Below are 11478 nucleotides of genomic sequence, written 5' to 3'. Positions count from 1 at the left end.
GTCCATCAATTCACCTCCCGGGGCACATCGCCAAAGAGTTCGGACCTGGTCTGCAACTTTCGATGGAGAGAACGCACTGACCTGGGCAGACGCTCTGACCGGGGGCGGCGGGTCAGCGCCTCATGCCAGGCCGGCTCCGGCCTTCTCCATCTCTCTCAGCGCGGCCGCGCTCGTGTCCTCACCGACCCCGGCGACGAGGTCGGTGAGGACGCGGACACCCACACCCGAGTCCAGAGCGTCGAGGGTGGAGGCGCGCACGCAATGGTCGGTGGCGATGCCGACGACGTCCACCTCGGTGACGGTGAGGTCGTGAAGAAGATCGCCGAGGCTGCTCCCCGTTTCCGTGGTCCCTTGGAAGGCCGAATAGTCGGGTCTGCCTTGGCCCTTGCGAACGTGGTGAGTGATCACTGCGGTGGACAGCAGCGGGTCGTATTCGGCCCCGGTGGTGCCGGCGACACAGTGGACGGGCCAGCTGTCGACGAAATCCGGAGTGTCGCTGAAATGGCCGCCGTTGTCGCTGTCGGGATCATGCCAGTCGCGGGAAGCGATGACGGCATCGTAGTCCCCGGCGTGGGCGGCGAGGTGGCGGCTGATGCCTTCGGCCACGCGGTCGCCGCCGGTCACGCCGAGCGCGCCGCCTTCGGTGAAGTCGTTCTGGACATCGACGATGAGGAGTGCCTTGGCCATGCTTCGAGCATAGGCGTTTCTCTGTCGAATTCCAGGGGTGCGGGGACGCGAGTGTGCGCAGGAACCTGGGCGCGGGAACGACGACGGCGTTCAGCCGGTGGCTCTGTCGGCGAACCAGTAGAACTGGGAGAACTGCTGCGATCGGCCCAATCCCAGTTCGCCCTTGACGAATTGGCGGACATCCTTGATCAGTCCCCGCTCCCCCGCCGCCCAGACGTAGAGGCCCTCGGTATCGAGGTCGAGCCCGCCGAGGAGGGAGGTCAGGGAACGGCCCGCGCGGTTCTGCGGGGCCGCCTCGGGGGCGGATTCCGTGGGCGCCCAGTGCCATGTCGCGTTCGGGTGCTCGGACTGCGGGAGTCCGGACACCTCGTCAGCAGCGGCGGCGATCGCCACGGTCACTGCCACCTCGGCGGGGACGGCTTCGCACCAGGAGTTGATCGCCGGAAGCGCAGTGAGGTCCCCTGCGAGGAGGAGGTGAGAGGTGTTCTCGGGCAGGTCGATGCGGGCCGGGGTGAGCGCTGCTTCGATCCTCTCACCGGGGCGGACGTGGGCCGCCCACCGCGCAGCCGGGCCGATGTCGGCGGTGTGATCGGTGGCGGCGGTCTGCCGGTCGGCGGCTGCTGCCGAGTGGAGGCTCGTCGTTTCGTCAGCGCTGGATCCCACGTCGACCGGACGTGGCGCCCCGAGGTCGCCGTGGAGGACGAAGTCGAGGGCGAAGGTCCCTGCCTCGAGATCGATGGCCGAGAACGTATAGCCGCGCTGGCTCAGATGCCCGTCGCCCTTCTCGGGATGCGGGAACCACAGGCGGGTCCACAGTGTCGGAAAGACATCGTCGAGCTGGGCCAGCAGCTCGGAGCCGGAGAAGTGGATCCGACGGTAGGTCGGGGTGAAGTCCTCGATGCCTGTGACGACCACTTCGTGGTTGGTGATGCGGAAGAGCCGCATCACCCCTCGCTGCCAGTTGACCATGTGCCCACCTTTCCCGTATCCGCACCTTGCTTAGCCTACCCTAATTAAGTGACGGGGAGTATGTGACGGGGAGTATGTGACGGGTGGCGGGAGGTGGCGGGTGGAGGCTCAGATACTCACTCCCACCCTTCGGCCTCGAAAATGCGGCGATAGATCTCGCGGACCACCGCCTGTTTGCGAGCGTTGTAGTCCATGCCGGTCTCGCCGAGAGCATTCGACTGCTCGGCCGCGGCCGACTTCACCGCCTGATAGCGTTCACGGTCATCCCCGTGCCTGCGAAGGTGATCTCGGAACAGCCGCATCCGCGCGACTTCCGCACAGCGAGGACCGAAGACGTGGAGATGGCAATCGAGCTGTCCCGGGTCCGGATCGAGCCGCTTGAGCATGCGATGTTCGTACCAAGCGGGCTCGCGTACGGTGAGGCCGAATCCGATCGAGTTGAGTACGGGAACGTAGCCGGCTTCATCCCGGGGATCGGTGACAACGAGTGCCATGTCGATGATCGGCTTCGCTCTCAGCCCCGGCACCGAGGTGGACCCCACGTGCTCGAGGCCGACGAACGTTCCGATCGGGGACAGCGCCCGACGGATCCGGTGTGCCACCTCCGAGAAATGGTCGGCCCACGCGGGATCATGATCGACGATCTCGATCGGGGCGGGATTCCCAGTCGGCCGCACCCAGAGGTCGGGGTCCGTGACGTCGTTGAAGGTGACGATGTCGGCCGTCTCGGCGTACATCGGGTCAGCGAACACATCGCCCGGAGCTTCCGGGCCTGAGGCTCCATGGGCTGGGTGGCCGGGGTGGCCGGTGGCGGGTGGAGGCTCAGGCCTGCTTGAGGGCACGCTTCTCGGCTTTCTTCGCCGCCTTCTTCGCGGCCTTCTCGATCGCCTTGGTGCTGTCGCCGTCTCCGGCGATGAGGAGCAGCCCGCCGAGTGCGGCGAGGTTCTTCGAGAACTGGGTCTGGTGAGCCTTCGCGTCGCCGCCTTCCATCTCCCAGAAGGAGTGTCCGGCCAGAGTGGTCGGGATGAGCGAACCGGCGAGCGCAATTGCTGACAGCCGTGGCTTGATGCCGAGCAGCAGGGTGGCACCGGCGAGGATCTGCACGCCGCCGTTGATGCGCACGAGCAGCTCGTTGTCATCGGGCAGTGCGGGAACGTATTCGCGGATGGTGTCGAGAGTCGACTCGGCCATCGCCGCCTTTCCGGCCGGGTCCTTCACGGCCGAGAGTCCGCCGTTGATGAAGATCGGGGCGGTGAGCATGCGTCCTGCCGTCTGCAGCAGCGATGGTCCGAAAATCATGGAGTTCCTTACCTTTCTTATATGTGGATTGGGAGCAGTGGTAAGTTTCCGACCACTCCGGGGATGCGGGGCATGGCTGTCATGGTGTTACCCGCTTGATGCATGGTCGAAGGAGATTGGCCACCTCGCATCCCGCAACGGCTCGACCGCTGATTGAGAAACGCGACACGATCGCTGTGTAAGGACACGACGGCGTGGCTGTTGAACACGGGGTGGAACACGTCCACACTTACGAAAGGAACCGTTATGGCCGACCTGTTCGCCGGCATCGACGCCGGCAAGTCCCACCATCACTGCGTCGTCATCGACACCGACGGCAACAGGCTTCTGTCGCAGAAGATCACCAACGACGAAACCGTCATCACGAACCTCATCGACGAGGTCAACACCCTCACCGATCCCTCGGGTTCGGTGACGTGGGCGACTGACCTCAACCGGGGAGGAGCCGCGCTGTTCATCGCGCTCATGGCCTCGCACAGGCAGACGCTGCTCTATATTCCCGGGCGCACCGTCTACAACGCTGCCCGCACCTACCGCGGCGACGGGAAAACCGACGCTAAAGACGCCGGAATCATCGCCGACCAGGCCCGGATGCGCCGCGACTTGCAACCCATCCGACTTGGCGATGACATCGCGACCGAACTGCGACTGCTCACCGCTCACCGTACCGACCTGGCCTGCGACAAAACGCGGGCGATCAACCGGATGCGTGCCAGCCTCGGTGAGTTTTTCCCCGCCCTGGAAGCCGCGTTCGACTACTCGACTTCGAAGGCTGCCCTGCTCCTGCTCACCGGATACCAGACCCCAGCGGCGATCCGCCGCATGGGCGTCAAACGCCTCACCGCGTGGTTGAAGAAGCGTGGAGCCAGGTCGGCTGCCCGAGTCGCTGACATCGCCGTCGAGGTCGCCGATAAGCAGCACACCACGGTGCCCGGCCAGGACGCGGGTGCGATGATCGTGGCTCGTCTCGCTGCTGAGATCCTGCGACTGGCTGATGACATCACCGGTATCGAGAACCGCATCGAGGACCGGTTCCGTGAGCATGCTGATGCCGAGATCCTGCTGTCGATGCCCGGATTCGGACCCCTCCTGGGCGCAGAATTCACCGCCGCGACCGGGGGCGGAATCGACCAGTTCGACAGCGCGAACCGATTGGCCGGAGTCGCGGGCCTGGCGCCAGCGCCCCGGGACTCGGGGCGCATCAGCGGTAACCACCACCGACCGAAACGCTACGACCGCAGACTGCTGCGGGCCTGCTACCTCGCCGCGCAAGTGGCATCGCGATGGTGCCCGGTATCGAAGGCGTTCTACGACCGAAAACGGGCTGAAGGCAAGAACCACAAACAAGCGATCCTCGCCCTGGCACGCCGACGCATCAACGTGCTCTGGGCGATGCTGCGAGACCGCACAATGTTCGGTCAAGGAATCTCCCCGATACCGGGGTGAAGCACTTGACAACTTCATTGAGATTCTCCTTTGGGTTGTGAGGAGTCGAGCCTAGCGGACGCCGAGGTCGCCCCTCAAAATCGGGGGCGACCTCGGCGAGAGGTCCGATCGGCTTCAGTCTCTCGGGGCCATCTCGGGCGTGGTCGGCGCTCCTGGCGCAGCCGTGGCCGGTTCGACGGGGACCTCAGCACCGGCAGGGGCGGGTTTGATCTTGATGCCGAGTTCGGGCTGCCTGCGGAACTGACCGGTGGCGATGAGAACAGCGATGACGATCGCCGAGGTGATCCATCCGGAGACTCCGAGCAGAGTGATCAGCGCGGGATCCGGGGTCGGTCCGGACGTGCCCATGACCAGAGCGAGCAGCATGCCGGCCGAACCGTTGAGTGCGGCATGGGCGAAGACGGCCGGCCAGACCGAACCGGTGCGCAGACGCAGCCAGCCGAAGAGGATGCCGACCATCACACATCCGCCGACCATGAATCCGAGTCCGGTGATGTCGGGGCGGTTGAAGTTGTATCCGAGCAGGATCAGGGGTGCGTGCCACAGGCCCCAGATGACACCGACGATGAGCAGCGCCGGCCAGGTGCCCAAGGGCCGCAGGCTGGTGAGCAGCCAGCCTCGCCACCCGGATTCCTCTCCGAAGGTGACGATCACATTGAACAGTGAACCGAAGAGCATGAGCCCAAGATAGATCGCAAGGGCGGCGATGATCGGCAGCGATTCCGCACCCGGGATGGACGCGAGCTGAGTCCTGAAGCCGGACAGCCCGGTGAGGTCGAGCGTGAGCCAACCGAGGGCCGAAGCGACGAGGTAGCCGAGGACCACGAGGACGAAGGTGCCGAAGAACGCGGCGACGGTCATCCAGATCACTCGGCCGATGGGGCGCAGCGGCCCGATTCCGAGGTAGCGCGGCACGCTCGCCATCGGTCGGCCGGCACGCTTGGCCCGTTTGCGCTGGACGGTGAGCGCGACGATGCCGGCGACCAGCGGCGAGAACATCATCACGGCCCCGTAGACCTGAACGGCGAGTGGATCACTGAGTCCCTTGCCGGAGATCCACAGCGGCAGGCAGACGAGCCAGGCCAGTGCGAATGCGATGACGACGAAGACGGCGACTTCGAGCCACGGCACCGTCGCAGGGACCACAGCGAGCGGTCGGCCCTTCGCATCGACGGCCGGGGCCGCCGGGACCGCAGGTTCGGCAGCCGCGAGCGATGCTGGGGTTTCGGGTGGCGCTGCTGTTTCGGTCGGTGTTTCGGCACCTGCCGGGCGGGCCGCCTCGGCGGATTTCCGGTTGGCTTCCGTGTACATGTTCACGGCTCCTCCTCGTTCCTCACCGGTGACCAGAACTCGGCTTCCGGTGCTTTCCTGGTTCCAACCTATGTCCCGCAGCGGTCTGCCACCTCCGCCGCGAGGATGAAATCGCGCTCAGTCGCGTGGACGAGATCCGCCGAGCGCCCCGGAATCGGGGCCAGTGAGACGCGCGCGAACGCTTTCGTCTCCGTGCGGAGGAATCGGGGATACGATGACCGACAGAACCAGGATCAACGACGATTCGAATGAAGGAACATCACCATGTCCGATCATCTCTCCGACGCCCACCATCCCTCGGGCGATCACAACTCCGCTGGCGGCCACCGCAACGCCGGGTCGCAGGGCGACCATCTCTCCGATTCCGACCACCTCGCGGTCCTCGGCTACGGCGACTCCTTCGAACGGTCGATGAGTCCGTGGGCGAACTTCGCACTCGGCTTCACCTATCTCTCCCCGCTCGTCGGCGTCTATTCGCTGCTGGCCGTCGCTCTGTCCACCGGTGGGCCGCCGGCGATCTGGTGGATCGTCATCGTCGCCTGCGGGCAGCTGCTCGTCGCACTCGTCTTCGGTGAGGTCGTCTCCCAGTTCCCCATCGCCGGCGGCATCTACCCATGGGCGCGTCGCCTGTGGAGCAAGCGCTATGCGTGGATGGCGGCCTGGGTCTACATCTGCGCGCTCATCGTCACCATCACCTCGGTGGCCGAGTTCGGCAGCGGATTCCTCGCCAGCCTCTTCGGACTCACACTCAACCGGAACACCACCCTCGTCCTCGGCCTCGCCCTGCTGGTGTTGGCCCTGGCGATCAACTTCTCCGGCACGAAATGGCTGGCCAGGATCGCCCGCATCGGTCTCTTCGCCGAACTCATCGGCGTCATCGGACTCGGCCTCTTCCTCCTCATCTTCGAACGCAAGCACAGCTTCTCCGTCTTCTTCGACACCATGGGCACCGCCGGTGACGGCAGCTATCTGCCCGTGTTCATGGGCGCCGCGATCGCAGGACTGTTCCTCTTCTACGGCTTCGAGGCCTGCGGCGATGTCGCCGAAGAGGTGTCGAATCCGGCGCGAGGGATCCCCAAGGCGATGCTCATGACGATCTTCGTCGGCGCGATCTCCGCCCTGTTCTCCTTCGGCGGCTACGTGCTCGCCGCCCCGAATCTGGAGGCGATCGTCGCCGGTGAGGTCGAGGATCCGATTCCGTCGATCCTCGAGGGCAGCCTCGGCACCGTCGGTGCGAAGCTCTTCCTGCTCGTCGCGATCCTCGCGTTCATCTCCTGCGTGCTCAGTCTCCAGGCCGCGGCCTCGCGGCTGATCTTCAGCTTCGCCCGGGACGGCATGATGCCCGGTCACCGCTGGCTGTCGAAGGTCACCGACGGCACGAAGATCCCGCACAACGCGCTCATCGTCGCCTGCACGGCACCGGCGCTGATCTGCGTGCTCATCTGGTTCAACGACGGAATCCTCGTGGCCGTGACCTCCTTCGCGATCCTCGGCATCTACCTGGCATTCCAGATGGTCGTCGCCGGAGCCCTGCGGCAGCGGCTGAAGGGCTGGAAGCCCGCCGGGCCGTGGTCGCTGCGCGGGTGGGGGATCGTCGTCAACTTTGCGGCTCTGGCCTACGGGATCTTCGCCATGATCCTGCTCTCGCTGCCAGGGGATTCCGGATCGTTCTTCGCCGATTGGATCGTCCTCATCGGCCTCGTCGTCGTCCTCGTCGTCGGGTTCATCTACCTGTTCATCGCCCGCCCCGACCGGAAATCCGACGCCCCCGAGGATGATGCCATCGCCGTCGCCGAGGCGATCCGAGCCCGCCGGGCGAAGATGTAGGGGCGGGCGCACTGGGATCCCCGAAGAGTGGTCGCAAACGGACTCCTCTCACGAACGTAGGTCGCAAACGGACTCCTCTCACGAACGTAGGTCGCAAACGGACTCCTCTCACGAACGTAGGTCGCAATCGGACACCGCCCTCGAACGTAGGTCGCAAACGGACACCACTCACGAATGTAGGTCGCAATCGGACATTTTCTGACCTCCGAAGTGTCCGATTGCGACCTAAGTTTCGGCCCGAATGTCCGTTTGCGACCTAAGTTTCGGCCCGAATGTCCGTTTGCGACCACTGTTTCGCGAGCAGAATCCAGTAGCAGCCTCCTTTCTGCTCGCTTGGCATGGCCGTGATGGCGCACATCGCTGAGCCAACCTGGTCAACACAGAACCCACTTGGACACTCATACCTGTGCAAAGATTCGCCACTGCTCTCGCGACCACACCCGACCCACTCGTTTGCGCTTTGCTCTGAAGGAACACCGCCGGATACTTTTCGCTTTCGGAATCGACCGGGAGTGGCCGCCTCACCTTTGGCACGAATGCAACCCAGGAGTCCGCAGAGGCCCGCCCTCGAAGCGAATCTCCTGTTCAGGGTGCGGTCGGCACAGCCACCCGGATCCTCCCGTATGCGGCTCGCGAACCATCCATGGTCTGCTCGAGGCAACTGTCCGACTCACCTCCATTCAGCTGTGGACACCATCGCGGCTCGAGCGTGAACTGCCTGTGGATGGGCAACAGTCGACCACAACCGCCTCGGGCAGGTCTTCCCTCGCCCAGAACCCCCGTGAACTATCTGTGCATGAAGCATCCGGTGAACTATGCGCACTACCCAGCAGTCCTCTCGGTTTCGGAAGCGCGAGCGCGAGGAGCCTCCGAGTACGACATCAGGTCCGGGCGTGGTTTTCCTCCTGCCACGTGGGGTATCCGCTTCGACGGCTCTGTCTCCACCGAATTCCCGATACCCACTTGGGCAGATGACGCATGGATCGATGAGGCGCAGCTGTTGACGGCCATCGTCTACAGACACCCGGGGGTCGTCGCCTGCAGAGAAACTGCTGCACGCCTATTCGGGTGGCCGTTGCCCAGCTCACTCAGAAGCGACATTCTTCATCTGGGAACTTCGGACATCAACAAACGCATTCGCAGAAGAGGCATCACACTGCATCGAATGAGAACGCTCAGATCAATCGAGTGGTTGAAGTTGCCGGTCCTGAACCCACTTCAGGTATTCAGCCAGCTCGCTTCCGTCTGTTCGGTGGAGTCGCTGGTGAAAGTTGGTGACGCGGCGATCGGCAACTGGAAGAGCCCACCCCAATTCACGTTGGCGACTTTGACCGAGCACATCTCCGAAACAAAACACCTCAGGGCCAGGCCAAAGCTCGAAGCCGCTGTCGACCTCATTCGAGAAGACGTCGACTCGCCGATGGAAACAGACCTCCGCCTCTGGGCCATCTCCCGAAACCTGCCTGAACCAGAGGTCCACCCTGCCGTGTACTGTCCGACGATCGATCGCACCCTGCATCCCGACCTCGGCTACCCGAAGAAAAAGCTTGCGCTGGAGTACGAGGGAGATCATCACCGAATCTCCGAATACCAATGGGCCGCCGACATCGATCGAGTCAACGCGCTGAGAGCAGCTGGCTGGACCGTCATTCGGGTGACAAAATCGACCAGTCGTCAGCAACTCGAGCGCGATATCCGCCACCACCTCGGGCTGCAATGAAGAATATAGGTCACCATCGGACATTTCTGGCGGCAAAAAGTATCCGATAGCGACCTAACTTTCGACCCGAGTATCCGATAGCGACCAATATTCGCACGAAGCTACCGGGCCACCTGGCCGTCGCGAACCCACCTGGTCGCGAGGTTACCGGGCCGTCGCGCAGCCAACGGGCTACCGGGCCTCGGTGCCGCGGCGAGGCGGGCCCTACTCAGACCCCGAATTCGGAAGCGAAGACCCACCGCTGTGAGCGGCTTCGGTCAGGAGCGCTTCGAGGTCGCCGGAAGCCTCAGGGCGTACAGCGAACTGAGCCGCTGACGTCCTCTCGGTTCAGTCGCCGTAGGGAGAGCGCGGCGCGGGTCTGCGGCGAGGGTCCGCGGCGCGGGAGCACGGCGAGGGTCCGCGGCGCGCGAAGCGCAGACCGCGCCACCCAGCACATAAAAATACATAGCTATGCATAACCATTCGACACGTGAGTGATATGCCGTTAGGCTAGTGGACATGTCGAAAGTACTGTCTTCGCTCCCAGTCGGTGAGCACGTTGGAATCGCCTTCTCCGGCGGCCTGGACACCTCCTGCGCTGTTGCGTGGATGCGTCACAAGGGCGCCGTCCCCTGCACGTACACGGCCGACATCGGCCAGTACGACGAACCGGATCTGGAGTCGGTGACCGAACGCGCCAAGGAGTACGGTGCCGAGATCGCCCGCTTCGTCGACGCCAAGCGCCTGCTCGTCGAAGAGGGCTTCGTCGCCCTCCAGTGCGGCGCCTTCAACGTCCGCTCCGGCGGCAAGACCTACTTCAACACCACCCCGCTGGGCCGCGCGGTCACCGGCACCATGCTCGTGCGGGCCATGAAGGACGACGGCGTCGACATCTGGGGCGACGGCTCGACCTACAAGGGCAACGACATCGAGCGCTTCTACCGCTACGGCCTCATGGCGAACCCGAAGCTGCGCATCTACAAACCCTGGCTCGACTCGGAATTCGTCGAGGAGCTCGGCGGCCGGCAGGAGATGAGCGAATGGCTCGTCGAACACGGCTACCCCTACCGCGACTCCGCGGAGAAGGCCTACTCGACGGATGCGAACATCTGGGGCGCCACCCACGAGGCGAAGACCCTGGAGTTCCTCGACGCCGGCCTCGACATCGTCGAACCGATCATGGGCGTGGCCGCCTGGCGCGAAGACGTCGAGGTCAAGACCGAAGAGGTCTCGGTCCGCTTCGAGGCCGGCCGCCCTGTCGCCATCAACGGCGAGGAGTTCGACGACCCGGTGGCGCTGGTCTTCAAGGCCAATGAGATCGGCGGCCGCCACGGACTCGGCGTCTCCGACCAGATCGAGAACCGCATCATCGAGGCGAAGTCCCGCGGCATCTACGAGGCCCCGGGCATGGCGCTGCTGCATGTGACCTACGAACGCCTCCTCAACGCCATCCACAACGAGGACACCATCGCCCTCTACCACGAAGAGGGCCGTCGCCTGGGCCGCCGCATGTACGAAGGCCGCTGGCTCGACCCGCAGTCGCTCATGCTGCGCGAATCCATGCAGCGGTGGGTCGCCTCGGCGATCACCGGCGAGGTCACCCTGCGCCTGCGCCGCGGCGACGACTACACGATCGTCAACACCGAAGGCCCGAACCTGTCCTACCACCCGGAGAAGCTGTCGATGGAGCGCGTGGGCGACGCCGCCTTCGGCCCCGAAGACCGCATCGGCCAGATGACCATGCGCAACCTCGACATCGCCGACTCGCGCGCCCGTCTCGAGCAGTACGCGGCCATGGGCATCGTGTCCGGCCCGACCTCGGAGCTCGTGGGCTCGCTGGAGGCAGGCGGTGCGGAGGAGATCGCGAACTCCGGCGCCGAGGTGGATGAAGCCGGCGACCTCGCCGGACTGTCCGCGGCCTTCGACGCCGGCACGGACTGAGTTCCGCGCCGGACGGTTCGAGAGCTTCCGGAGACACTGCGCAGCATGAGACTCGCGGCCTCCGGCTGAGAACTGGAAGCGGCCGGCAGGTGCGCTCCACGATCTGATGGATCTTGGGGCTCACCTGCCGGCCGCTTCTTCTATTCACTGCCTACGCGACTTCCGCGGGGGCAACCCCAACAATTTTCATGTAATGACAAATAATGCTTTGAATTCTCTTTTGACCTGACAAATTTGCCTGTAGCGTGGTGACTGCTTCCCGCCCAGGGAACGACGGAGAGCACTGCTCGTCCATGCGC

9 protein-coding genes are annotated in these 11478 nt (G+C 64.5%); 4 read left to right on the top strand and 5 right to left on the bottom strand.

Annotated elements, in window-relative coordinates; all coding sequences use genetic code 11:
• Positions 1-120 precede the first annotated feature (120 nt).
• From ACSE4D_RS10900 to ACSE4D_RS10885, 4 genes are all read right to left on the bottom strand, one after another.
• The gene (locus ACSE4D_RS10900) at positions 121-687 is read right to left on the bottom strand and encodes an isochorismatase family protein (protein WP_425120490.1); all 567 of its coding nucleotides are present in this window, start codon (positions 685-687) and stop codon (positions 121-123) included.
• A 90-nt stretch (positions 688-777) separates the two neighbouring features.
• Complete coding sequence (locus ACSE4D_RS10895; protein ID WP_436325938.1) at positions 778-1656, bottom strand: siderophore-interacting protein; 879 nt, start codon at positions 1654-1656, stop codon at positions 778-780.
• Positions 1657-1772: 116 nt separating this feature from the next.
• The gene (locus ACSE4D_RS10890; RefSeq protein ID WP_436325937.1) at positions 1773-2393 is read right to left on the bottom strand and encodes a GrpB family protein; all 621 of its coding nucleotides are present in this window, start codon (positions 2391-2393) and stop codon (positions 1773-1775) included.
• 85 nt (positions 2394-2478) lie between these two features.
• Entirely contained in the window at positions 2479-2955 is a 477-nt protein-coding gene (locus tag ACSE4D_RS10885) for a DoxX family protein (protein ID WP_096159809.1), read from the bottom strand.
• 246 nt (positions 2956-3201) lie between these two features.
• On the opposite strand from ACSE4D_RS10885, the gene ACSE4D_RS10880 reads away from it, so the two are divergent.
• Positions 3202-4401 carry an IS110 family transposase gene (locus ACSE4D_RS10880; RefSeq protein WP_426936721.1) on the top strand — a complete coding sequence of 400 codons (1200 nt, stop codon included), beginning with the start codon at positions 3202-3204 and terminating at the stop codon, positions 4399-4401.
• Positions 4402-4515: 114 nt separating this feature from the next.
• Here ACSE4D_RS10880 and ACSE4D_RS10875 read toward each other — a convergent pair whose 3' ends face one another.
• The gene (locus tag ACSE4D_RS10875; RefSeq protein ID WP_425120508.1) at positions 4516-5712 is read right to left on the bottom strand and encodes a lysostaphin resistance A-like protein; all 1197 of its coding nucleotides are present in this window, start codon (positions 5710-5712) and stop codon (positions 4516-4518) included.
• Positions 5713-5976: 264 nt separating this feature from the next.
• Between ACSE4D_RS10875 and ACSE4D_RS10870 the strand changes: the two genes are divergently transcribed.
• From ACSE4D_RS10870 to argG, 3 genes are all read left to right on the top strand, one after another.
• Positions 5977-7539, top strand: coding sequence for an APC family permease (locus ACSE4D_RS10870; RefSeq protein ID WP_425120488.1), 1563 nt, complete (start codon positions 5977-5979; stop codon positions 7537-7539).
• Between the two features lie 1165 nt (positions 7540-8704).
• A complete protein-coding gene (locus tag ACSE4D_RS10865; protein ID WP_135539950.1) occupies positions 8705-9259 on the top strand; it encodes a hypothetical protein in 555 nt (184 codons plus the stop codon).
• A gap of 498 nt (positions 9260-9757) precedes the next feature.
• Positions 9758-11179, top strand: coding sequence for an argininosuccinate synthase (gene argG, locus ACSE4D_RS10860; protein ID WP_135539948.1), 1422 nt, complete (start codon positions 9758-9760; stop codon positions 11177-11179).
• The last annotated feature ends 299 nt before the right edge of the window (positions 11180-11478 follow it).

Origin of the sequence: Brevibacterium sp. FAM 27836 (assembly GCF_051351055.1) — a bacterium.
Classification (GTDB): Bacteria; Actinomycetota; Actinomycetes; order Actinomycetales; family Brevibacteriaceae; genus Brevibacterium.
This window is presented reverse-complemented; position numbering and strand designations above follow the sequence as displayed.